The organism is Streptomyces sp. NPDC059142 (assembly GCF_042755665.1).
GTDB lineage: Bacteria > Actinomycetota > Actinomycetes > Streptomycetales > Streptomycetaceae > Streptomyces.
The window spans coordinates 64,080-86,783 of record NZ_JBHZDA010000018.1 but is presented as its reverse complement, the minus strand read 5'-3'; the positions used below and the strand labels follow the sequence as shown (position 1 = coordinate 86,783).

19 protein-coding genes and 7 pseudogenes are annotated in these 22,704 nt (G+C 68.2%); 14 read left to right on the top strand and 12 right to left on the bottom strand.

Features of this window, described 5'->3' with window-relative positions:
- The 4 genes and pseudogenes from ACFXPK_RS10020 to ACFXPK_RS10005 all read left to right on the top strand — a co-directional run.
- Nucleotides 1-799 (top strand): annotated as a pseudogene (locus ACFXPK_RS10020) (hypothetical protein); the annotation flags it as partial.
- A gap of 149 nt (nt 800-948) precedes the next feature.
- Nucleotides 949-1,562: pseudogene (locus tag ACFXPK_RS10015) on the top strand (transposase family protein); the annotation flags it as partial.
- Between the two features lie 149 nt (nt 1,563-1,711).
- Nucleotides 1,712-1,912, top strand: a pseudogene (locus tag ACFXPK_RS10010) (hypothetical protein); the annotation flags it as partial.
- Between the two features lie 142 nt (nt 1,913-2,054).
- On the top strand, nt 2,055-2,891 hold the full coding sequence (locus tag ACFXPK_RS10005) for an ISAs1 family transposase (RefSeq protein ID WP_385073644.1): 837 nt from the start codon (nt 2,055-2,057) through the stop codon (nt 2,889-2,891).
- 60 nt (nt 2,892-2,951) lie between these two features.
- Here the strand turns inward: ACFXPK_RS10005 and ACFXPK_RS10000 are convergent.
- The 3 genes from ACFXPK_RS10000 to ACFXPK_RS09990 all read right to left on the bottom strand — a co-directional run bounded on the left by ACFXPK_RS10000 (nt 2,952) and on the right by ACFXPK_RS09990 (nt 5,072).
- A protein-coding gene (locus ACFXPK_RS10000) for an IS3 family transposase (protein ID WP_385073641.1) occupies nt 2,952-4,143 on the bottom strand; the annotation gives its coding sequence in 2 pieces (ribosomal slippage) (nt 2,952-3,882 and nt 3,881-4,143; 1,194 coding nt in all).
- A complete protein-coding gene (locus tag ACFXPK_RS09995) occupies nt 4,127-4,558 on the bottom strand; it encodes a hypothetical protein (protein WP_385073639.1) in 432 nt (143 codons plus the stop codon). The genes ACFXPK_RS10000 and ACFXPK_RS09995 overlap by 17 nt, the downstream gene beginning before the upstream one ends.
- A gap of 205 nt (nt 4,559-4,763) precedes the next feature.
- Nucleotides 4,764-5,072, bottom strand: coding sequence for a hypothetical protein (locus tag ACFXPK_RS09990; protein WP_385073636.1), 309 nt, complete (start codon nt 5,070-5,072; stop codon nt 4,764-4,766).
- A 242-nt stretch (nt 5,073-5,314) separates the two neighbouring features.
- Here ACFXPK_RS09990 and ACFXPK_RS09985 point away from each other — a divergent pair, with 242 nt between their 5' ends.
- On the top strand, nt 5,315-6,175 hold the full coding sequence (locus ACFXPK_RS09985) for an alpha/beta fold hydrolase (RefSeq protein WP_385073672.1): 861 nt from the start codon (nt 5,315-5,317) through the stop codon (nt 6,173-6,175).
- Nucleotides 6,176-6,231: 56 nt separating this feature from the next.
- On the opposite strand, the gene ACFXPK_RS09980 is transcribed toward ACFXPK_RS09985, so the two are convergent.
- A complete protein-coding gene (locus ACFXPK_RS09980; RefSeq protein WP_385073633.1) occupies nt 6,232-9,228 on the bottom strand; it encodes a BTAD domain-containing putative transcriptional regulator in 2,997 nt (998 codons plus the stop codon).
- A 273-nt stretch (nt 9,229-9,501) separates the two neighbouring features.
- Between ACFXPK_RS09980 and ACFXPK_RS09975 the strand changes: the two genes are divergently transcribed.
- Nucleotides 9,502-11,901 (top strand): Hint domain-containing protein, encoded by a 2,400-nt coding sequence (locus ACFXPK_RS09975; protein WP_385073630.1) that lies wholly within the window; start codon nt 9,502-9,504, stop codon nt 11,899-11,901.
- Nucleotides 11,902-12,770: 869 nt separating this feature from the next.
- Here ACFXPK_RS09975 and ACFXPK_RS09970 read toward each other — a convergent pair.
- Both ACFXPK_RS09970 and ACFXPK_RS09965 read right to left on the bottom strand, forming a co-directional pair.
- The gene (locus ACFXPK_RS09970) at nt 12,771-13,016 is read right to left on the bottom strand and encodes a hypothetical protein (protein ID WP_385073626.1); all 246 of its coding nucleotides are present in this window, start codon (nt 13,014-13,016) and stop codon (nt 12,771-12,773) included.
- Complete coding sequence (locus tag ACFXPK_RS09965; protein ID WP_385073623.1) at nt 13,004-13,246, bottom strand: hypothetical protein; 243 nt, start codon at nt 13,244-13,246, stop codon at nt 13,004-13,006. The genes ACFXPK_RS09970 and ACFXPK_RS09965 overlap by 13 nt, the downstream gene beginning before the upstream one ends.
- Nucleotides 13,247-13,501: 255 nt before the next feature.
- Here ACFXPK_RS09965 and ACFXPK_RS09960 point away from each other — a divergent pair, with 255 nt between their 5' ends.
- From ACFXPK_RS09960 to ACFXPK_RS09945, 4 genes are all read left to right on the top strand, one after another.
- Nucleotides 13,502-14,248, top strand: coding sequence for a helix-turn-helix domain-containing protein (locus ACFXPK_RS09960; protein ID WP_385073620.1), 747 nt, complete (start codon nt 13,502-13,504; stop codon nt 14,246-14,248).
- 2 nt (nt 14,249-14,250) lie between these two features.
- Nucleotides 14,251-14,721 carry an NUDIX hydrolase gene (locus tag ACFXPK_RS09955; protein ID WP_385073617.1) on the top strand — a complete coding sequence of 157 codons (471 nt, stop codon included), beginning with the start codon at nt 14,251-14,253 and terminating at the stop codon, nt 14,719-14,721.
- A gap of 251 nt (nt 14,722-14,972) precedes the next feature.
- A complete protein-coding gene (locus ACFXPK_RS09950) occupies nt 14,973-15,206 on the top strand; it encodes a hypothetical protein (RefSeq protein ID WP_385073614.1) in 234 nt (77 codons plus the stop codon).
- Between the two features lie 131 nt (nt 15,207-15,337).
- Entirely contained in the window at nt 15,338-15,685 is a 348-nt protein-coding gene (locus tag ACFXPK_RS09945; RefSeq protein WP_385073611.1) for a hypothetical protein, read from the top strand.
- Nucleotides 15,686-15,784: 99 nt separating this feature from the next.
- Here ACFXPK_RS09945 and ACFXPK_RS09940 read toward each other — a convergent pair whose 3' ends face one another.
- The 4 genes and pseudogenes from ACFXPK_RS09940 to ACFXPK_RS09925 form a co-directional block, all read right to left on the bottom strand.
- Entirely contained in the window at nt 15,785-17,053 is a 1,269-nt protein-coding gene (locus tag ACFXPK_RS09940) for a tyrosine-type recombinase/integrase (protein WP_385073608.1), read from the bottom strand.
- Nucleotides 17,053-17,269 (bottom strand): annotated as a pseudogene (locus tag ACFXPK_RS09935) (helix-turn-helix domain-containing protein). The gene ACFXPK_RS09940 and the pseudogene ACFXPK_RS09935 overlap by 1 nt, the downstream one beginning before the upstream one ends.
- Nucleotides 17,269-18,714: pseudogene (locus ACFXPK_RS09930) on the bottom strand (replication initiator). Before ACFXPK_RS09930 ends, ACFXPK_RS09935 begins: the two co-directional pseudogenes overlap by 1 nt.
- Nucleotides 18,715-18,862: 148 nt before the next feature.
- On the bottom strand, nt 18,863-19,150 hold the full coding sequence (locus tag ACFXPK_RS09925; protein ID WP_385073605.1) for a hypothetical protein: 288 nt from the start codon (nt 19,148-19,150) through the stop codon (nt 18,863-18,865).
- A gap of 239 nt (nt 19,151-19,389) precedes the next feature.
- Between ACFXPK_RS09925 and ACFXPK_RS09920 the strand changes: the two genes are divergently transcribed.
- Nucleotides 19,390-19,911, top strand: coding sequence for an HAD domain-containing protein (locus ACFXPK_RS09920; protein ID WP_385073670.1), 522 nt, complete (start codon nt 19,390-19,392; stop codon nt 19,909-19,911).
- Nucleotides 19,912-20,005: 94 nt separating this feature from the next.
- Here the strand turns inward: ACFXPK_RS09920 and ACFXPK_RS09915 are convergent.
- Nucleotides 20,006-20,113, bottom strand: a pseudogene (locus ACFXPK_RS09915) (AAA family ATPase); the annotation flags it as partial.
- Between ACFXPK_RS09915 and ACFXPK_RS09910 the strand changes: the two are divergent.
- Nucleotides 20,098-20,280, top strand: a pseudogene (locus ACFXPK_RS09910) (IS5/IS1182 family transposase); the annotation flags it as partial. The pseudogenes ACFXPK_RS09915 and ACFXPK_RS09910 sit on opposite strands and share 16 nt — an antisense overlap.
- Before the next feature lie 2 nt (nt 20,281-20,282).
- On the opposite strand, the gene ACFXPK_RS09905 reads toward ACFXPK_RS09910, so the two are convergent.
- Nucleotides 20,283-20,654, bottom strand: coding sequence for a hypothetical protein (locus tag ACFXPK_RS09905; protein ID WP_385073602.1), 372 nt, complete (start codon nt 20,652-20,654; stop codon nt 20,283-20,285).
- 314 nt (nt 20,655-20,968) lie between these two features.
- Here ACFXPK_RS09905 and ACFXPK_RS09900 point away from each other — a divergent pair, with 314 nt between their 5' ends.
- Complete coding sequence (locus ACFXPK_RS09900; RefSeq protein WP_385073599.1) at nt 20,969-21,982, top strand: NAD(P)H-dependent glycerol-3-phosphate dehydrogenase; 1,014 nt, start codon at nt 20,969-20,971, stop codon at nt 21,980-21,982.
- A gap of 449 nt (nt 21,983-22,431) precedes the next feature.
- Nucleotides 22,432-22,599 carry a hypothetical protein gene (locus tag ACFXPK_RS09895; RefSeq protein WP_385073596.1) on the top strand — a complete coding sequence of 56 codons (168 nt, stop codon included), beginning with the start codon at nt 22,432-22,434 and terminating at the stop codon, nt 22,597-22,599.
- Nucleotides 22,600-22,704 lie beyond the last annotated feature (105 nt).

The following is a 22,704-nucleotide window of genomic DNA, read 5'->3' as shown; positions in this document are numbered from 1 at the left end:
CGGATACACCAACCGCGAGACCTGCGACTTCCTGAAAGACCTCCGTACCGCTCTCGCAGAGCACGCAGTGACCTACGAGAAGGCCGCTGCCCTGTCACCCACCGGCGTTCCGCCACAGCTTTCGCGCCTGCTGGCCGGAGGATTCCCCTCACTGCAGTACACCATTGCCCTTGTTTCGGCCTGGAACGGTGACGTTCCCAGCTGGACCAACCGCTGGCGATCCGCAGCCAGTGCACTGAAAAAAGAACTCCAAACAACACCTTTTACTCCGCAGGACACCTTGAGAGAGCTCACCTGGGAACTCGGAAGCGAAGATTTCCGCGACGAACCCGCGGACAATGTTGATCAAGCCCTTAAGGACAACAGTGGTCTCGGGGTGGACGTGGCACCACGGGATGCATCCGGGGTGGCTGAAAGGATCAGTAGTCCCGGATACACCAACCGCGAGACCTGCGACTTCCTGAAAGACCTCCGTACCGCTCTCGCAGAGCACGCAGTGACCTACGAGAAGGCCGCTGCCCTGTCGCCCACCGGCGTTCCGCCACAGCTTTCGCGCCTGCTGGCCGGAGGATTCCCCTCACTGCAGTACACCATTGCCCTTGTTTCGGCCTGGAAGGGTGACGTTCCCAGCTGGACCAACCGCTGGCGATCCGCAGCCAGTGCATTGAAAAAAGAACTCCAAACAGCACCTTTTACTCCGCAGGACACCTTGAGGGAGCTCACCCGGGATCTTGCAGCTGACGGGACGGCACCCCGAATGTCCTCCTGGAACAAGATTCTTCGAAGACCGTCTCCCTGAGAGCAGGGGTAACGCGCAGCAGTGAGCGTCTTCAGCGAGGCCACTGATCGGGTGGCGGGGCGGCATGAGGTGGGGATGCGCAACGGACAGGGCTCCCGTGCCGTTGAGGGAGGTGTTCGACGTCCCAGTCACGCTGCTCGGGGGCCTCGTTGGCCAACTATCCTGCCGCACTCGACTTACCTCACGCCCTGGTCGAGTGGGTCACGATGCTCATCGTCACCCGCGAGGGTGACCGACGGTGCAAACTCCCGCCGCACCGTCGTGCGCTGGTCGCACTCGTGTACCTGCGTCGCCACGACACCCTCGCCCGTATCGCCGTGGCCTTCAGGATATCCGTCGGCACCGCCCACGCCTACGTCCACCGCAGTCACCACTCTGCTCGCCGAGCAGGCGCCGGGCCTGCTGAAGGACGCTGCGCGCGCACGACCCGGACTTCGTCCTCCTGGACGGCACACTCGCAGAGTGCGACCGCGTCGGCGACGGCAGGGCCGACTACTCCTCGAAATGCAAGCGACACGGGGTGAACGTGCAGGTCGTTACGGACCCGGCCGGCGAGATTCTGTGGCTGTCGCCGGCACTGCCGGGCCGGACCCACGATCTGACGGCCGCCCGCACCCGCAACATCCTCCGGATCTGAGCGCTCCAGGGCGTTCCGATCCTCGCCGACATGGCCTACATCGGTGCGGGCGACTGGGTCACCACAGTCAAGCGCCGTCCACCAGGCGGTGAACTCACCCTCACCGAGCGGACCGTGAACCGGGCCCAGGGCTGATGCGTTCTCAGCTGGCGAGATGAGCTGATCGCCTGCGTACGCGCCGCTGCGTGTGGTTCGCCCGGTTCGGCAACGAGAGACGCGACCCCTGATGGTCAAGGTTGTCGAAGCCTTTGATCACGAACAGGGGTCCCGTTCGCGTGCCATCTTCCCTGATCGGTGTCCTGCAGCGCCACTGCGAGGACATCGACTCCGCCTGCCCGGATCCGGAACCGCAGCAGTTCACCGCCCTGGCCGAAGTGCTGGGGCGGATACCCGATTCCCTCCGGGTCCGGGGCCGCCGTCACCTCCTGGGCTCCCTGCTCGCGCTGTGCCTGGTCGCCGTCCTCGGCGGAGCCACGTCCCTGGCCGCCATCGCCCGCTTCGCCGCCGATACCGACTCCGACCTGCGCGAACAAATTCGGTCTGGCCTCCAGCACGCCGAACGCCTCCACACTGTGACGGCTCCTCGCCCGCCTGAACGGCGACGCGCTCGACGATGCCGTGGGCACCTGGCTCGCCCGATACCCCGCCGACCCGGTCGACGAGGCCGATGGCACGCTGGTCGGCCTGGCCGTGGACGGCAAGACGGTGCGCGGATCCCGCAGCGACGGCGCAGCCGTTCACCTGCTCGCCGCCGCGCTCCACGCCTGCCAGACCGTGATTGCCCAGCGCCAGGTCGCCGCGAAGAGCAACGAAATCCCCGCCTTCGCCCCACTGCTGGACCGGATCGACCTGCGCGGCGTCGTTGTCACCGCCGATGCGATGCACACCCAGCGCGCCCACGCCGAGCACGTCATCGCCGCCGGCGGCCACTACCTCCTGGTGGTCAAGGGGAACCAGAAGAAGCTGCGCAAGCAGCTGCGACACCTGCCCCGGCGCCAGATCCCGCTGCAGGCCCGCACTGCGGGGGCCGGGCACGGCCGCCGCGAGGTCCGCCGGCTGAAGGCCTGCACCGTCCGTCCCGGCCTGCTCTTCCCGCACGCCGTCCAGGCCATGGAGATCAAGCGCCGCCGCACCAACCGCCAGACCGGCAAGGTCGAGACGAAGACCGTCTACGCAGTCACCAGCCTCCCGCCCGAACGGGCCAGTCCGGCGCAACTCGCCGAACTCGTCCAGAACCACTGGTCAGTTGAGGCCCTGCACCACGTCCGAGACGTGACGTTCGGCGAGGACGCCCCGCGAGTACGCACCGGCACCGCACCCCGCGCCATGGCCACCCCGCGCAACCTTGCCATCGGACTCATGCGCCAAGCAGGCTGGACCAACATCGCCGCCGCGGCCGATCACTATCGGTCACGTCCCCAGCACGCGACAGCCATGCTCCGGCTCACAGCCTGAGAACGCATCGCCCCTGGAACTGAGCTGCCCCGAGTTTCGTAAAGTCCGATCTTGATTGGTTCAGGCGGACTGCGGGGTTTGCTCCTGGCTGCGCCAGAAGGCTTCCTCGTACTCGGCCGGCGGCACGTAGTCGAGCGCGGAGTGGAGGCGTTCTTCGTTGTACCAGGTGATCCACTGGAAGATCGCCCGCTCGACCTGGTCGACGTCCTTCCAGGGGCCCTGCATCTCGATCAGCTCGGCCTTGAAGGTGCCGTTCAGGGCCTCGGTCATTGCGTTGTCATAGCTGTCCGCGACGGAGCCGACGGAGGCGGAGGCGCCGATGTCAACGAGCCGGTCGGTATACCGAATTGATGCGTATTGGGACCCGCGGTCGCTGTGATGAATGAGGCCGGAGTCCTTCTTGATCCGGCGCCGCCAGAGCGCCATCTCCACTGCGTCCAGCGGGAGTTCCGTCCGCATGTGGTTCGCGACCTGCCAGCCGACGATCATCCGCGAGTACACGTCCAGGACGAACGCCACATACGCCCACCCCGACCAGGTGCGGACATACGTCATGTCCGCGACCCACAGCTGATCGGGCCGGGAGGCGGTGAAGTCGCGGTCGACCAGGTCAGGTGGACGCGGCGCCGATGGTTCCGGAATCGTGGTCCGGCGCCGTCGGCCACGGATGACACCCTCCAGGCCCAGCTCGGCCATCAGCCGCTCGACGGTGCAGCGGGCCACCCCGTGACCCTTGCGCCCCAGGGCCCGCGTGATCCGGCGGGCGCCATAGGTCCCGCCCGACTCCGCGTAGACCTCCTCGATCAGCGGCATGAGCTGCTCGTCGCGGAGCCGGCGGGCCGACTTCGGCCGCTTCTTGCGGGCGAAGTACGTCGACGGCGACAGGTCCAGCACCCGGCAGACGGGATCGACCCCGAGGCCGTGTCCACGCAGGTGGTCGATCACCTGCTCGGCCTCGTCCGGGGACGGTCGATCTCCTGGGCAAAAAAACCGAGGCGGCTTTCAGGATCTCGTTCGCCCGCCTCAACCCAGCATTCTCCCTGCGAAGTTGCTTCAGCTCGTCGAGCTCGGCGGTGGTGAGCCGGTCGCCCCGCTCACCGCGGTCGGCCTCGGCCTGGCGGACCCAGCCGCGCAGGGCCTCCTTGTGGATGCCCAGGTCCTTCGCGACGTGGGCGATCGGGCGGCCGGTGGTACGGACCTCGCGGATCGCACGCTCGCGCAGTTCATCCGGATATTTACGGGGTGCTGCCATGGCGCTGGTGGTTCTCCTTCGCCAGGACGGTAACCCTGGCATCAGGGACTCCACAAATCTCAGTACAGCTCAGTGGCCCGAGTCTGCGGAACAGGGTGTCGAACCCTTCGCCGAGGTGGCGCACCGCGGTACCGGCTTCCTGGTTCTCCGCGAGTTCGAGCAGGCTGGACGAGGTCTCACCTTCGGCTCGATCCTCGATGTAGACGACCACCGAGCGGGTGGGGGCGCTGCGGTACTGGTCGGAAGCCTGCTCCACGATTGAGCGGATGCCGGCGATCACTACGGAATGGTCGCTGAGGAGGGTGACGTTGCTCCTCATGGACCTGCGGAAGGAGACTGCACGTAATCCGGCAACGAGTGCCGCGGCCGTGCCGCCGCTCAAGAGCCCGATAACGCTGGCGATGACGGGTTCCATTCGGCCCCCTGGAGTCTGCTTGCGCCGACTTAAGGCCCATGATGGGGCATCAGGCGGCCTTGCGGCAGGAGAACTGCGGGAGTTCACCCATGGGGGCCGTGAGGTGGAGACTGCCGGGTACACGAGTGCGCTTGAGGGGCGCAGCAGGCGTGAGCGTAAATGGCCCCACCCGGATCGGGTGGGGCCATTTACGCTGAGGGCTTCGTCAGATCTTCACCCACAGGCCGACATAGTCGCCTGCCTTGCCGCCCTTCGTGATCTCGCAGGTGAAGCTCCGCCACTTCTTCGCCTTGACACCGGCGGTCCCCGTGCTTTCGCAGGCGGCGTTGCCCTTCTTGAGTTCCGCAGCGGTGCGCAGCGGCCCCCAGGACTTGGCAGGCCCGGCTGTGGGTGCGTAGGCGGGAACGGCGGTCCCGTAGTTGTCGCCCGCGGTGGCGGTGGCGGGGGCGGCGGTGGCGATGCCCGCGCCGATGATGGCGAGTGCGGTGAGGCTGGTGGCGAAGGTGCGTTTCATGGTTCCCCCGTTGGGTTGAAGCCTGGTTCGGGCACTTCTTTTCGGGACGAGACGCAGGCACTGTTGAGACTGGTTCCCGTGCGTGGACGTCGGCCAGGGCATGCTCCGGATCTTGCTGCGCTTTGTCAAGCGGTTGTGCTGGGCGCCCACCTGTCACCCTTCTGCTGTTCCAGAGCCTTGGCTTGCTTTTCAACCTTTGGCGGAGCCTCGGAGACACCTGTAGGTTCTCCGCGGTGACCTTGATGGAGACGCAGGGCCTCACGTCGATGACCGATGAGGCGCAGTTACGTTGGATGGCGCTGGGGGACACGACTCAGCGGCCGGCCGTGGTCATGCTTCATGGCGGTCCGGGGCTGCCGGATTATCTGGGCGATGTCGCCCGCATGGTCGCCGACCTCGCGCCTGTGTACCGGTACGACCAGCGTGGCACGGGCCGATCCCCGTGGCGGGGGCGCCATTCCTTCGCCCGGCATATCGACGATCTCGTGGAGTTGCTCGACGCATGGGAGATACCCGAGGCGGTGCTGATCGGGCACTCCTACGGTACTGACCTGGCGAGCCGGTTCTGCCTGGCGCATCCTGACCGGGTTGCCACAGTGCTGCTGATGTGCGGGCCGTTCGTCGGCGATTGGCGTACCGGAGACCGAGCGGAGCGAGGCCGCCGCATGTCCGCAGCGCAGTGGGAGCGGCTCCGCGTATTGGAGGAGTTGACGCACCGCACGGAGGAGCAGGAAGTCGAGCTGCTCACACTGGCCTGGTGCACCGACCACGCTGATCCGGAACGGGGGTGGCACTGGGCCGCGCAGGGGGCCCGGCGGCGTCGCCCCGTCAACTGGGCTATGAACAGCGAGCTCGGCAGGGCAGGGCGCGCGGACCCGCTCGATGAGCACCTCGCCGAGCTGCGCGCATGCCTCCCCGCGCGGGCGGAGCTTCTCGGCGCAGCCGATGATCCCCGTCCGGTGTCGGCTCTTGAATTACTCGCGCTCAGGATCGATCTTCCGCTGACGCGGGTCGAAGGCGCTGGGCACGAACCCTGGTTGGAGCAGCCCGACACTGTGCGTGCGCACCTTCGGCGATTCGTGCGAGGCGCGGTGGGCTCATAGGGCACGGCGATGGTGCCGCGCATCGCCACGTCGTCCCAGCACATCTCGCCCGACGGTCAGGAGCACGCCTGGAGACCCTGTGCCGCCTGACCGCGTTCGAGGTCGTAGGCGAAGGCGCGGGGTACGTTCAGCGCGGCCTGGAACTGTCGGCGGGCCTGGTCCGGACAGCCGGCCGTGAGATGGGCGCGGCCGAGCCGGCAGCGGATGTCCATCTCCAGTCGGTCGCGGTGGGGCTCGTTCTCCGGCAGCAGACTCCGTTGTGCGGCGAGTGCCTCACCGAGATGGTCCGTAGCGGTGGCCGGGTCGCCTTCCTCGTGGACGGCGGTGCCCAGACGGGCCAGTGTCAGCGCTTCCAGCAAGAGGTCTTTCGCGTCGGCGGCCAGGGCAGCAGCTTCCCTGAGCAGAGGCGTCGCCTCGTGCGGCCGGGCCAGAAGCAGGTGGGCGTCGGCCATGCATGTCAGGGTCCGGCTGAGCATACGAGGGCGGCCGACCCTGCACGCCCGTGCGTGAGCAGCGCGGAAGCAGGCCAGCGCGTCCTCGTGCCGCTCCTGTGCGATCCGTACGAAGCCGAGGGAGGCATGTACGGCGAACGCGCCCCAGTCGTCGTCCGGAGAGATGGCCTTGAGCGCCGCCGTGGTGTGGGCGTCGGCCGCGCGGATGTCCCCCGACTGCAGCGCGGCGGTGCCGAGTCCGGTCGTCGACCGGGCCAGTTCGCGGTCGTCACCGAGCCGACGACTGACGTCGGCGGCCTTCTCGAACCAGATTCGTGCCTCTTCGGTACGGAAGGAGAAGAGTTCCGCGAGGCCCATGCAGTTGCGCAGCGCGGCAGTCATCCGTCGGTCGCCGCAATCGCTCGCGCTCTCAAGGGCGATGCCGAGGATGGTGCGGGCGTCGTGATAGCGGCCGCGGCTGGTGAGGTAGTCGGTCAGGGCCTCGGCGATCCGGCAAGCGAGGTCGCTCCGGCCGAGCGCGAGAGCGTGGCCGACCACATCGACGACCTCTCCGCCAGCTTCGTCCAGCCAGTCCGCCGCGGACCGCCAGTCCGTGAACACCGCCTCCTCCGCGGGGCAGGCGTCCGCGAATGCCTGAGGGCCCCACTCGCTGGCCATGCGGGCCGCGTCCAGGTAGAGGCGCAGCGCCGCCGCCCCGTCCGCTCGTGACGTGCCGGGGACAGCTGTGGCCAGACGGCGTGCATGGGCCCGCACCAGGTCGTGCAGCCGGTAGCGGCCGGGCCGCGGCTGCCGGAGGAGCCCTGCGTCGACCAGCCGCTCCAAGGCCCGGCCGGCCTCGATGGCCGGCAGCTCCAGCATCGCCGCCGGTGTCAGCGGGTCGAACTCGACGGTGGGTGCGAGGCCGAGTGCACGGAACACGTCCTGCTGCCGCGGGGGGAGGTGTTCGTAGGAGAGTTGGAAGGCGGCCGCGACACTCCGGTCGTCGGCGTTCAGTTCCTTCAGCCGGTTCTCGTCACCGGTCATCCGGCCCACCATGTGCGCCAGAGACCACTCGGGCCGTGTCTGGAGCCGAGCCCCCAGGATCCGCAGGGCGAGCGGCAGCCCGTCGCACAGGCGCACGAGTGCGCAGGCTGCGTCCGGTTCGTGCTCCACGCGATCCCTGCCGACCAGGCTGCCGAATAGGCGCAGGCCGTCGTCGTCGGGCAGGGGCTCCAGGGAGATTCGGCGGGTCGCGTCCAGGCCGGCCAGTCGCCGTCTGCTGCTTACGATGACGGTGCTTCCGGGTCCGGACGGCAGCAGCGGTAGCACCTGCCGGGCGTCTACCGCGTCATCGAGCACCAGCAGCAGACGCAGGCCGCTGGTCGCCGCGCGCCAGGCGGTGATCAACTCGTCCTCGTCGTCGCCGATCCGGGTGCCGTCGCTGCCCAGCGTGCGCAGCAGGCGGGCCAGGGCCCGTCGTGAGGAGAGGGGCCCGCCCGTCGCGTGAGCGCGCAGATCCAGGAAGAGGCAGCCGGCCGGGTGCCCGGGGACAAGTCGCCGGGCGGCCTGGACGATGAGCCGCGACTTGCCCATGCCGGGTGTACCGTCCACCGCCATTACGGTGACGCCCTCGGAAAAGTTCTGCCCGGTGAGCAGGCCCAGCTCTTCCTGCCGGCCCACCAACGGCCCGACGTCGCCGGGGAGTTCGTTCACCGGAGCCGGAGCCGGAGCCGAAGCCGGGGCCGGGGCGGGGGCGGGAGCGGGAATCGCGGCACGACTCGGATCCAGCTCGGTCGGCGGATCCAGATCCGCGTCCGGGGTGACGGTGACGACGGGCGGCAGCAGAACGGTGTCGGCCTGTCGCAGCACTGCTTCGTACAGGTGGCGCAGTTCGTCGCCGGGCTCGGTGCCGTGCTCCTCCCGCAACCGCCCGCGCAGCTCGTGGAAGGCGTCGAGAGCCTCCGCCTGACGTCCGTCGGCGTACAACGCCCTTATACGGAGGGCCAGCAGTCCCTCGTCCCAGGGGCTGGACTGGGTCAGCTCGGCCAGTTCCTCCAAGGCATCGGTCGAACGGCCGATCAGAAAAAGACACTCCAGCCGTCCCTTGCGCAGTGAGCGTCGCTGTTCCTCCAGGTTCCGGCGTACCGACCCGGCACAGCGGCCCGGAAGTCCGGCCAGTGGCTGCCTCCCATACAGTCCGAGCGCCTCGTCGAAGAGGGGAAGAGCGTCGGCCGGTCCGGCGGACGCCCGTGCGCTCTTGGCGCGGCCGGAGCACGCGGTCAGCTCATCGGTGTCGAGCCGGACATTCTCCGTGTTGAAGCGGTACCAACCCTTGCCGCTGCGGATGACGGACGAGCGCGCTGCCGTTCCCGGTGTGTCCAGGACCTGGCGCAGGGAGTAGACATGGCTGGGCAGCACTCTCACCCCGGTCACCGGGGGACTCTCGCCCCAGACGTCGTCGAGTAGTTCCTCGTGGCTCACCCGGCTGCCGGCGCGCAGCGCCAGCGCCGCGAGCACCGCCTGACGGCGTACGGGCCCCAGGTCCAGCTGCCGTCCGCCCCGATACGCCGACAGCGCCCCGAGCAGGTCGATCCGTAGCGGCTCGCCGTCACCGTCCGCCACGCGCACCCCTTGCCACCGCTCGCTTCATCGTTGCTTCAACGGAATTGCAGCGCACCCCGAGATGCTGCCGCAAGCCGTAACCCGGGCGCGTTCACGGCGGTTCCCGGCCATCCGGCCGTGTCCCGACGCATGCCGTCAGGCCGGGCGGACCCGTTCCGCCTTGACGCGCGCCAAGCCAGGCGCATACCGCGCCATCCTCAGCTCAGTCCACCGCTCCGGCCGGTCCACGCCTCGGCCCGACCTCTCGGCGCGTGAAGCATGAAAGGGGACAGTGTGTCCCAGCAGAACCACGCCTCGGGTGACCGCGGCGACGAACCCCGCCCCGCGCCCGCCGCCCCTCCCGCCGGTACGGTCGGCCCGGCGCGAGGCTGGTGGCAGAGACTGAACGCGTGGCAGCGGATCGCGCTGCCCGCCGGAGTCGTAGCGCTCGTGACCGCCGTCACCGCAGCCGCCGTACTGACCTCCGGCGGTACAGAGGAGAGTTCCAGCAGCTCCAGCGCGGTGACGCGAGAGCTACAACCGTTCCGCCAGGCGGTCGAAGACCTCGCGGAGGCTCCGGGCCTGCGCTACCAGGACACCTCGACCCTCGGTATCACCGAGAACGACATCACCGTCACCGCCGGCGGCAGCCAGTTCGGCACCACGTCCTCCGGCCGGAGTGCCAACGGCCGGGACGTACTGCGCATCGGCGGCAAGAAGTTCACACGCTGGCAGGTCGACCCCGCCCCCAGGAAGGACGTGGCGGCCGGCGAGAAGGCAGGGCCCAGCGAGTGGATCGTCGGGCTGGACGACGGCTCGGAACTGATGGACGAGGCCCTGGCCCGCACCATCGCCCCGCCGAAACTGGCTGCTGTGCTGGAGACGGCATTGGACGGCCTGGAGAAGTCACCGCCGCCAGTGGCGAACGGCTCCCAGGCATCGGGCGGACCCGGGCAGAAGCCGTTGACCGTGAACGGAACCCCCGCGCTCGGCATCGACACCTCGGCCGGCCGCCTGCTGGTGACGAAGGAGAAGCCGCACCGGGTGCTGCGGCTGGAGGCCTACGACCTCCGCGACGGCCTCGCCGACATGAAGGACAAGCTGGAGAAGGGGGAAACACCGACAGCTCCCCGCACAGTGACCGCCGGGCCGCTGGCGGCCGGCGGTGGTGAGGGCATGGACCTGACCCCGGTCCTCGCCGACGCCGCCGAGAAGATGTTCGACACCCTGGTCGCATACGCCGACCAACTGGAGGACGCGACCGACCGGGGTATCACCTTCACCCTCGACGGCGCGGGCGAGATGGACTGCAGCCCGGAGGGCTGCACCGCCACCCAGACCTTCACCGGGGAAGTCAGCTCCATCGCCCGGAAGGAACGCGTCACCAAGGGCGAAGTCACCGCGACGATGAACGCCACGTTCACCATCGACGGCAAACCCGCCGGCGAGTGCACCAGCCCGCAGCGCACCTTCCCCGTCCGTGGCAACAACGTCTCCGGCACCCTGAAGTGCTCCAACCCGGCAGCCGGCCCCCTCTACGCCTCGGTCGCCGCCCGTGTTCACGCCCAAGCCCAAGCCGACGCCGATCGCTGTGGCTGCAAGGTCCGGCTCACCTACCCGCTCCGCGCCAACACCCTCATCGACGCCCGCGCGCTCGCCAAGGTAGAGGCCAAGAAGCTCGCCGCCCAGGCGAAGTCGGAACGGGACCGCGCGGGCTGCGCCAAGTCCCACAGCTTCCCCTCCAGCACCCGTGTACTGCTGGCGGACGGCACCACCCGAGCCATCGAAGAAGTACGTGTCGGAGACCGGGTCGCCGCCAGCGACCCGACTGCAGGACTGACCGCCACGCGGCCGGTGACCAACACCTTCACCACCGAGGGCGACAAGGACTTCACCCGGCTCACCGTCACCACGGACCGTGGCCCCGCCACCGTCACGGCAACAGACAACCACCCGTTCTGGCTTGTGGACGAACAGAGGTGGAAGAACGCCGCTGGCCTCCGGGTAGGCGACGAACTACGCACCCCGAACGGCGCCAGCGTGGCCGTGGCGGAGGTCCGCGAACAGCGCGGCCCGCAACGCACACACGACCTCACCGTCAACTACCTCCACACGTACTATGTGCTGGCGGGGAACACACCGGTCCTCGTTCACAACAGCAACGGCGAACTGACTCCTGAGCAGCTGAAGTCCATCGATTCATATCAGAAGCTGATCGAGGAGCATGAGGTGAAACTCCGGGATTACCAAGCGAACCCGGACGCCTACGACAACAAGGGTTTCCTCAAGAACGCGCCGAGTGAAGAGGTTCGTCAGCGGATTATCGACGGGCGTACTAGACACTTGAAGAAGGAAATTCACACCTTCCACGAGAACATCGCAAAAAAGCAGAGGGAGCGTTTGCTGATGGTCGAGATTCCAGTGGACAAGCTCAAAAGTCTGTTCGACCTGCTTGTGGGGCGGATTTCTGCTGGGGAGCAGGTGCTGGAAATCAACAAAGAGGCGTTCTGGTCCGTGCCTCCAGATCAGGCTTACGACATCTACAGTGAGCCGAGAGATCTCACGATCGGTATGCTTTCCGAGTCCTGGGGCCATCTGGAAGACATGTTGTCGGACCCTGACCGTGTCGTGGGGTACGGCTTCGTTTGGCTTGCTGAGGTGCTTCGTGCCATTGGAGATGAAGCGACGTCCTGAGGTATGGGCGGCTCTTCAGAAGGCTGACTGAGTTCCGGCCCTTGAGTTCCACCAGCAAATCCGAGGCCCCGTCAGGCGTGTCCTGACGGGGCCTTTGCCTGGCGTGACGGCAGTAGCTGACGGCAACGCCCACGGCCGATGGTGATGCAGGAGGAAGATTCGTCGCCGTTGGCCAGGCGCCTCAGCGGCAACTCCACACGGCCGAGAGGGCGTGTCGCCAAGGCTCCAACAGCTCCTCGACCGAATGGTCGGAGACAAGCACCGACGCTGGCCCCAGCCCGCAGCGGCAGTGCAGTACGCGAGGCAATCCGAGCTGTTCAGAGTTTCTTTACTGGTTCAAGGCGACCCGCTGTCGCGGGCCGCGCGCGTCGGCGGCCGGTGGCCGCCGCCCGCTCCTGTCTGCCGCCCCGCTGGCGACGGCCGCCGACCACTCGGCGCGCAGAGCCCAGAGGCATAGGCCGGACTGTCAATCGGAAGCCCCGCTGTCCGACCGCTCAGCAGCAGACCGGCCGGGTTCCCGAGAGGCCGTCCGGCGAGCTCGTACCGTGCGGCGTCAACACCCCGGCGGAGCTGTCGTCCGGAACGCGGCCGTTGTGCGTGGCTGGGGGCCATGACGATGGAGATAACTGGGCTGATGCCGGAGCGGGGTTGAGCGAGACACACGTGACGGATCATCGGTCGGCGCGCCCGCCGTCGTGGCTGACTTTCTCTGGCTGAGGCCAGAACCTCATGGCCATGGGCACGGCACGCACGTAAGGGCCCGCCCCTGCCAGGGCTGACGAGGACGGGGGAGCCTCGATCGGCCGTGCCCGGCAGGGACGGGAGTCGGGTGGGTCAGCGCGGTGCGACGCCTGGGCGAGCGAGGCGGGTCACGTCCGCCGCCAGGCTCGCCAGGGCCGCGTGATGATCTCCCGATAGGTGTGGTGGGACGGGTTCTGGCCGCAGTGCCGCAGCACCCAGTCCTGCGGTTCGGCGAAGTCCTCGCTTGTCGGCGAGGCCTCTCCGTCCACGGCGCACTGCATCGCGTAGAGGACTGGCTCCGCGTCCGGCTCGCGGTCGGGCTGGAGCGTCCAGGTCTCGTAGCGCAGGACCGAGCGAGGGGTCACCGTCCCCACCTCCGGTTGGCCACGGCCACCTTCGTGCTCAACTCCTCTGTCGGAGTCGGTGGGCGAACGTCCTCGGGCGGCACGTCCCACTCCCGGCCACCGTGTGGCGGTCGAAGCTGCACGTACGGCCCCACATGGCCCATCACCACGCCCACCTTGCCGCTCCGCCGGTCGACCACCAGGGCGCCGGTACCGGGCGAGACGGTGTGCCCGTCGGCATCAGGGGTGGGGGACGTCATCGTGACCGCCCCGGCGAGGCGGCGCGCGACCGGGCGTCCAGTCGCAGGGCGGGAACACATCGGGTGGTACTCATTCGCACGGTGACGCTCCTCGGCGGCGTTGATGCGTGCCCCTGGGCCCGTTGGTGCCGCAGGGTCGGCACCGATCCTCACGCCGGTCACCGGGACGAAGGAACCTCCACCAAAACCCACTTCGGGACGTCCTGCACCGTGTAGAACGTCCCTGGTGCCGTCCTGAGACGAAGGGGGAGACTCGTGCCGAACGAGAGACTACGAGCCTTCATGGCAGCCGGAGGCTGGACGTACGCCGCACTCGCTCAGCAGGTCGAGGTCGACCCCAAGTCAGTCGAGCGCTGGGTGAACCTCGGGCGCATCCCACGTCGTGCCACCGCCCTCCAGGCGGCCAAGGCCCTGGGAGAAGACGTGCACGCACTCTGGCCGGCGCTCCGCCAGGCCCGCCCCGCCCGCGCCATCAGCCCCGAACTGGTCGCGCTCTACGAACAGCGGGCCGACCTCCCCGTCTCGGCGTTCACCGACCTGATGGCCCAGGCCCGGGAACGGATCGACATCCTCGTCTACGCGGCAGTCTTCCTCCACGAGGCGTACCCGCGGCTGAACGAGCTCCTCACCGAACGCGCTGCCGAAGGCTGCACCGTCCACATCGCGATCGGGGACCCCGACAGCGACACAGTCCAAGCCCGCGGCCAGGAGGAGCGGTTCGGCCACGGCATCGAATCCCGCTGCCGCCTCGCACTCATGCACTACAAGCCGCTCGCCGACACCCCTGGCATCGAAGTCCGCACCCACGAAACCACGCTCTACAACTCCCTCTACCGCGCCGACGACCAGCAACTCGTCAACGCACACGTCTGGGGCGTCAACGCCTACGCCGCCCCCGTATGGCACCTTCGCCGACACGAAACAGGCGGCATGTTCGACACCTACGCCGACAGCTTCGACGCCGTGTGGGCGACCGCAACCCCCGTACGAGAGGAAGACTGACCGTGGCCCGCACCGAGTACTACGACGACCCCAACGCGCCCAAGCCGAACAGCATGGTCGTCGCCGCCTCCGCCGTCGTCACCGACGACCACGGGCGCATCCTCCTCCAGCGCCGCCGCGACAACGACCTGTGGGCGCTGCCCGGCGGCGGCATGGACCCCACCGACTCCCTGCCCGGCACGGCCGTCCGCGAAGTCAAGGAAGAAACCGGCCTGGACGTCGAGATCACCGGCCTGGTCGGCACCTACACCGATCCGAAACACATCATCGCCTACACCGATGGCGAGGTCCGCCGCCAGTTCAACGTCTGCTTCACCGCCCGCATCACCGGCGGTCAGCTGGCTATCTCCGACGAGTCCACCGAACTCCGGTTTGTACCGCCGGAGGAGATCGAGCAGTTGCCGATGCACCACACCCAACGGCTGAGGCTCCAGCACTTCCTGGAACAGCGCGAGATGCCGTACCTGGGCTGAACCGACTGACGGCAGTAGCTGACGGCAACAACCCCGCACAACCACGGACACCCACGCACCTCACCGGACCAGCAAACTGCGCTTGACCTGCGAAAAAGCAGGTAGAGGCAGCCGCGTAGCACACGTACTATGTGCTGGCTGGGTAGACTCCGGTTCTGGTCCGCAATGCAAATTGCGTTGTGGGAACCCGGCAGTTTGACCACGCTTGGGACCAGCATTCACCTGGAGGGGCCTATCATAAGGCCGGAAAGGTGGAGAATGTATTTGCCGATGGCATCGACAAGACCCGATTCCGCGGGATGGTGGATGAGGCGATCAAGAACGGGACGCAGATTCCCAGGTCTAAGTCCGACCCTCGCGGCGGATATTACATCGACTACGATTTCGGCGATGTGGAAGTCGGTGCGATGGGCCAGAACGGCATGAGAATAGCCGTTGATGGTGCGGGGAACTTCGTCACCGCGATGCCGAAGTTTGTGTACTAGGGGACGAAGTGATCTCGTTTACATTCCTACCTCGCATCGACGATCCGTCCTGGGATGCCGACGGCCTGTCGGGACTCTCAGCTCGCACGCTAACGGCCGATGATCTGACTTTTCACTACTTCAGTTCCGACGTGGTGATCGGCGATGGGTGCAACGAGGTTCAATTGAGGACGCCTGGCCTCCCCGTCGTGGACTTTGTTCTGATGCTTGTTCAGCTGTGCCGCGAAGTCGTATCTTCCGGTGCGTCAGTTGTAGAATCCTCGCAAACTCAGGATTCAATTAGAGCTGTGACGGAAGGAGGCGCGGTGGAGCTCTCCTATAGCTTTTCCGATGTGGTTTCAACGGTCCCTCTGTGCGATTTGAAGGAAGCCCCGAATACGGCTCTTCAGGCAGTCTTTGAGGTGCTTTTTTCCACTCATGGCGACTTGAGGTTTAACGAGTATCTAATCGAACTTGCTGACCTCGTCCGATCGGACTGATCGGATTTATCGCCTTTCAGGAGAGCTGAAAACGGGAGCCCCACCGAGCTGTGCTCGGTGGGGCTCCCGTGTCGTTTGACGGCAACGGTGACGGCAACGTCAGCGGACGACGGCCACGGCAGATGGATCGTCGTTGCCGTCGTCGGCTCGGCTGAGGGCGGTGCCTTGGCGTTGGAGTCGGAGGCGTACGTGGGCGTAGACGCCGGCTGTGACGCCGATGTGGGCGTGGCCGAGGAGTTCCTTGATCACGACGAGGTCGACGCCCTGTTCCAGGAGCAGTGTCGCGGTCGAATGCCGTAGGTCGTCGAAGCGGATGCGTCGGAGTCCGGCCCGGTTGAGGAAGCTGCGGAAGCGGCGGGTGAGGTTGGCAGGGTCGAGTGGCCAGCCAGTCGGCGTGGTGAAAACGAGTCCGCTGTCGTTCCAGTCCGATCCGGCTGTCTCTCGCTCCTTGTCCTGCCGTTCCCTGTGCTCCTTGAGGGAGTGGAGGCATTCGGTCGGGAGGGCGATGCGGCGTTCGGAGGCGCGGGTCTTGGTGGGCAGGTGGGTGAGGCCGCCGGTGCGGGTGCGCTGGAGCGAGCGGCGAATGGCGGCGGTGCCTACGCTGAGGTCGAGGTCTTCCCAGTGGAGGCCAAGGAGTTCGCCCTTGCGGAGCCCGGTGCGCAGCGCGAGTTCGTGCAGGGCGTGAAGCCGGTCGCCGTTGGCCGCCTGGAGGAGTTGCCGGGCTTCGGCGGCGGTGAGGGGCTGGAAGCGCCTGGGCCGGGGCGTGGTCGTCTTGACGTTCCGGGCGACGTTCCGGGGAAGTTCGTCCTCGCGGACGGCGTGTTCCAGGGCCGACTTGAGGACCGCGTGGACGTACGTGACGGTCAGCGGTGAGAGCCGCTTTCCGCAGCAGTGGCCGATGGCGCAGCAGGACCGCCGGTTCGTATCCCGTTCCTGGGTACAGCACTGGCAGGTGGTGCGGAGTCCGTCGAGGAAGGTGCGGACGTCGCGGGTGGTGAGCCGGGCGAGCTTCTTGGTGCCGAGGCCGGGGTTGAGGTGGAGGCGGATGGAGGCCGCGTAGCGGGTGTGGGTGTTCTTCCGCAAGTAGTGGACGGCGACGCCGTCCAGCCAGTAAGCGAGGTAGGCGCTCACGGCGCTGTCGGCTGCGGCGATGGGGAGGCCGCGGTTGCTGGCGGCGATCTTCTCGGTGAGCTTGGTCGTCGCGTCTTTGCGGGTGGTGCCGTAGACGCGGACGCGCTTGCGGGTGTTTCCGGGGGCGAGGACGTATCCGGCGGCTTCCCAGCGTCCGTCTTTGCGCTGGTAGACGGTCCCGTCACCGTTCGTACGGGTTCGGGAGCGGCGGGACGAAACGGGGCGAGCTGTGGTCATCAGGCGGCTTCCTGTTCCAGACGGGTGCGGATGAAGGCGGTGAGCGCGTGGGCGGGGATGCGGCGGGCGCGGCCGAGGGTGATCGAGGCGAGCTGGCCGGAGCGGAGCAGGTCGTAGACGGCGGAGCTGGAGGCGGGCCATCACCTGGGGAACCGTGAGCAGATCCAGCACCGGGGCCACCTCCGCGTCGAGGACGGCGAGCAGGGGCGAGGCCATCAGCAGCCCCCTTCCGCGATGAACTGCCGTTCCAGTTCCTTGCGATGCCAGACGTGGGCGGCGAGGAGTGTGGCGCCGGGGCTGTAGCCCGAGCCGAGGTAGTCCCAGCGACCGACGACGAGCATGGTCGTCGGGTCGGACTCGGGCAGGCCGGCGTGGATGCGGGCCTGTTCGGTGCGCCAGGTGCGGTGGGCGTCGCGCAGCGCGCCAAGAGTGGTGGAGTAGGAGCGGGACTTGGTGGAGAAGTGGCCCCGGAAGCCGAGCATGTGCGCCCACTTCCAGAGCTTGAGATCGGCGAACTCCGGCAGCTTGCCCAGCTCCCAGCAGGTGCGGATCATCTGCCACACGTGCCGGGCGACGGCGAGGCGGGGCAGCGGCCGGGCCTGTCCGGTCCCATCGCAGGCGGTGCACGGGAGCGGCGTTCCGTGGGGCAGGAGGGTGGCGCCGCGTCCCTGGCAGGGGCGGCAGAGGAGGGTGTGGTCGAGGATGCCGGAGGCGTCGGCGGACTTGGTGGCGTACTTGGCCACGTAGGCGGCCACGGCCTGGTCGGTGAATTCGGCGTCAGCGCCGAAGGCCGTGATCTCGCGTACATCGAGCTGTTCGCCTCAGCCGAGTTCGCGTTCCCCGACCGCATCCGACTCAACCGTGACGCGGATCCGCGCGGCGGCGGCGCGTACGGCGTCGGTGAGTACGGCGACGGTGGCGTAAGGCGGCGGGGGCTGGCTATTGCCGTCCGGGCCATCGAGGCGGATGACGGCATGGAAGTGGACCAGGCCGCGCTGCTGGTACTCGGCGACCTTGGCGAAGGAGATCCGCAGGACCGCGTGGGCGGCTTCCTGGGTCATGCCGAGCTGGGCGGCGAGCTCGCGGCGCAAGTAGGTGGTGAAGCGGGCCCACAAGGCTCCGGCGTGGGCGTTGAAGAGGACTGCGCCCGCGTAGTCGTACGTCGCCGGGTTCAGCGGCGTTCCGATCAGGGCGTCCGTGGGTTCGTGGAGCTTGCGGCAGCGGCAGGGCCGGATGTCGCCGCCGGGGGTGGTGAGGCGGTTGTGGACGGTGCCGAAGGACGGCGGGGTGAGAGTGGCGAAGACCCGGGGGTGGGTGCGGACGGTGTCGGGCACGGTCTTGCCGCCGGAGAGGCCGGCGCGGATGAGGTGGTAGGTGTCGGCGGCATAGATGCGGGAGCAGGCTGGGCAGCGGGAGGCGCGGCGGTTGCCGCAGGTGGTGAGCAGGCTGCCCGTCGGTTCGGCGGAGGATGTGTAGGAGCGCAGCACCTCACCCGTCGCGGAATCGACGGTGGTGGTGTGGCCGGTCAGGCGCACGGGCTCGCTGCAGCCGCCGAGGCGTTTGATCTGCCGTTGCGCGCGGTCGAAGTTGGGGTGGTTGACGAGGTGGAGCAGGTCCCGCACGGCGGGGCTTGCCACGTGGCGCAGGTCCAGGGTGACCATTCGGGGCGTGTCCCTTCTGTTCGGGTGGGTGGCCCCGAGCAGCAACCAGCCGGATCTGTAGGCGTGCCGGTGCTGCTCGGGGCATGGCGAACCAGGCCCAACGGCGGGCGTGGGTTCAGCGAGTGGGTGTGGCCGGTGGGGCCGGGGCTCAGAGTTGAGCGAGTGCGGCGGTGGCCACCGGCAGAGCGATGCCCATGCGCGTGCCCAGGTGGGCAGCGGTGATCGGTGTTCCGTGCACGGCGTGGTGGGTGTCCGCGATGCGCCGGGCCGCGTCCAGCACAGCGGCGGGCAGGAGTGGTCCGGAGGCAGGCCGGGCCGTCTGGGCGACGACGGGCGGAACAGCGGCCGGAGTCGGAGCGGACGCCAGTTCCTCGGACGGGGAGGCAGCGATCGGGGCGGGTTTCAGGGGTTCGGGTGCGGGTGCTTCGTCGGGCACCGGTGCAGAGCTGGGGGTGGTGACCTCCAGGCGGGGGTGGGGTGTGGGAGGGTGTGGAACTGGGTGAGGAAGGCGGGGCCGACGTGGCCCCAGCCGAGGAGCAGGAGCGGTGCGACGGTGTCCAGGCAGGCCCGGCCGTAGCGTCCGGCCAGCAGCAGATCGGCGGTGTTCAGCAGCAGGCGGGTCGGGCCCGGGTCATCGAGGCGGTCGCCGGTGGGGTCCGCCGCTATTGTGCTTCCGTGACCGGTTCTGCGCGGCGTGCACTGCTGTTTCTCGATGTCGACGGGCCACTCATTCCGTTCGGCGCGGTGTCCCAGTCGTATCCCACCTATGCGGCTGGCCCTGAACTGCATGGTGCCGACGCGAATCCGCTCCTGACCAGGATCAATCCCGAGCACGGCCCCCTGTTGGCGGCACTCCCGTGCGAGGTGGTCTGGGCAACGACATGGATGACGGACGCGAACGAGTGCATTGCGCCCCGCATCGGTCTGCCGCAGCTGCCCGTGGTGGTCTGGCCGGAGCCGTCCGGCATCGATGACCAGGACGAGCGGAACGGATTGCACTGGAAGACCCGTGCCCTTGTTGAATGGGCTGGGGGACGCCCGTTCGCCTGGGTCGACGACGAGGTCACCGACACCGATCGGTCTTGGGTCGCTGCCCATCATCAGGGGCAAGCCTTGCTCTATCGTGTCGATCCCGGCCATGGCCTGACTGCCAGCGACTTCGCGGCTCTCGACTCGTGGCTGAGACAACTGGCCTGACACGGCTGGAGAACGTGGAAGGACCGCGGGACGGCCCGCCGCCCGTGAGGACGACGAGCCGTTGGGACAGAACCCGCAGGGGGCAGCTGGCGGTGGCTGGTTCTTCGGCTCGGGCCCGCGTGCTGGCGAGGTGATAGGAGTCGGTGCCGGTTTTGGCGATGGTGCCGTTGAAGAGCAGGCGGTCGACGATGGCCGGCAGCAGGTCGGCGAGCCGTCAACCTGTTCCACGCGCGTTTCCACGCGTTGGGCGAGCAGGCCATGGCTGCCCTGAAGCAGCGGCGCCTACTGTGGAAGCTCCGGTGCAGCCACACCCGTATCACCGACACCGTTAAGGCTGTCCTGGTCCTCCACCTTGCAACTGCGGGCTGAGCTCAGCCCGCAGCATTCACCAGGGCCATCAGTTCGGCATCGGTGCTCCCCGTTGGCAGACGCACGTCGAAGGTATAGCCCTCATCGCAGAACACCAGGTCAAGGTGCATGGGTGTCAGCCTGCGGAAGGCGATGGCCAACCAGATCGCGTCTTCCTTCCAGACGTCCATGTACAGGCAGGTACCGTCCTCGTGCAGATAAGCCTCACCCGGGCCGTTCTCTGTATCGAAATCCCAGACGAGACTGTGTACTTCACTGCGATGCGTCGAGTCGATCCTGACCTCGGCCCACCGAGTGCGGATCGCGTCGGTCAGCGCATCCCGATCGACGTGCCATCCTCCCGCATCAGCCTCGACCACCGCCAAGAACGTCATGGCCAGGGTCTATCAGATCTCCATGACACAGTGCCGATCAGGGGTTGCCCGAAGTTGGAATGGGCTCAGTGTCCCACTCGCCGAACATCACTCCGACGCGGGACGGCCGTTGGGTGTGGCAGTCGGTCAACTGACGTCCGAAGCTCGCTTGCGGACGGCGTTCCAGTCGCGATCGGTGCGCCGCCAGCGGCGCGCGGTCTTGCTGGCCCTGCGCCGCCCGGTGCAGGCACCGGCCGCGCACGGTGTGGCCGATAGGATGACCGGGCCCGATCGCCACCCCGGCGACGGCGCCGCGTTCCGTGGGAGGGCCCGCAGTGAGCCAGCACCGTCCCGCCCGCGCGGCGGTGTTCTCGGCCGGTGCCTGGGGTACGGCCGTCGCCAAGGTCCTGGCCGATGCCGGCACCGACGTCGTCGTGCACGCCCGCCGGAACGAGATCGCCGACGCGATCAACACCGGCCACCACAACCCGGGGTATTTCCCGGACATCGAGCTGCCCGCGTCCCTGGTGGCCGCGACCGACCCGATGACCGCGCTGGACGGCGCGGACTATCTGGTGCTTTCGATTCCCGCGCAGTCCCTGCGGGCCGGCCTCGCACGGTGGGCGCCGCTCATCGGGCCGGACACCGTGATCGTGTCGCTGATGAAGGGCATCGAGCAGGGCACCGCACTGCGTGCCAGCGAGGTCGTCGCCGAAGTGACCGGCGTGTCGGCGGACCGGATCGCGGTGCTGTCCGGGCCGAACCTCGCTCGCGAGATCATGGACGGCAAGCCCGCCGCCGCCACCGTCGCCTGCGCGGACGAGGGCGCAGCCCACCGCTTCCAGGCGGCGTGCCACACCTCGTACTTCCGGCCCTACACCAGCACCGATGTGATCGGCTGCGAGCTGGGTGGCGCGGTGAAGAACGTGATCGCCCTCGCGGTCGGTATCGCCGCGGGTATGGACCTGGGCCACAACGCGGCGGCCGTGCTCATCACCCGGGGACTGTCGGAGGCCACCCGGCTGGCGGTGGCCATGGGCGCCCATCCGGCCACCCTCGCCGGACTGGCGGGCATGGGCGACATGACGGCGACCTGCCTGTCGCCGCTCTCGCGTAACCGCACCTTCGGAGCGCACCTCGGCCGCGGCCTGACCGTCGAACAGGCCACCGCCGCTACCCGGCAGACCACCGAGGGCGTCAAGAGCGCGGAGGCGATCCTCGGCCTCGCCCACGCCCACGGAATCGAGATGCCGATCACCACCATCGTCTCCGCACTGCTGCACGACGAGGTCACCCTCGACGAATCCGCAGCCGCGCTGATGCAGCGGCCCGCGAAACCCGAGCGCTGACCCCCGCGCCCAGCTGCGGGCGCTCCTCACCTTCCGTACCGGAGGCCCCTGTCATGCCCGCCTCGACTGGTCAACGGCGCAGCAGGCGAGGTCGGGCGGGCTCGATACGCCCGCGTGTCCGGACCGTTGGGTCACCTGTGCAGTTGGAGGAACGTGGTGAGACTGCCTCTCACGGGCCCCGGCGCGGCCGTCACCTTCGAGATGGCGAGTTCGGTCCTTACGAGCTACTTCCCGAAGCCACACGCCGGGCCGTCGCCGACCGGATCCGGGCAGGCTTCGTGAGGGGTGATGTGGCCGCCGGGGACTTCTCCGGCCCGGCCTTGCCGTTCACGTTCCCGGACGGCGGGAAGGTTCGTTGAATCGCTCCTGACGGGTGACCAACTCGCGACAGCACGATCCAGGCGTGGGCCGTCGCCGGCAGCCATCGCAGACATGGATCGGTCCGTGCGATGTCGCGGTGGGCCGTGGTCAGCCCCCGTTCCAGGAGCGCCTGTTCCGTCGTTCCTGCGGTCGCCATCCGGCAGGAGATCTCCGTGGCGATCAGTTGGTGCCCCAGCAGGTCCTCGACATCGGTGGCCGGCGTCGAGCTGCTCGCGCAGTTCGCCCGGGGACGGTGAAGCGAGGACCTCGGGTGTCGTCAGTGCGGGTACGAGTACCTCGCTGGTCTGCCACATCGCCCAGGCGATGCCGAGCGGGGCGAGGAACAATCCGCTGAACCCAGG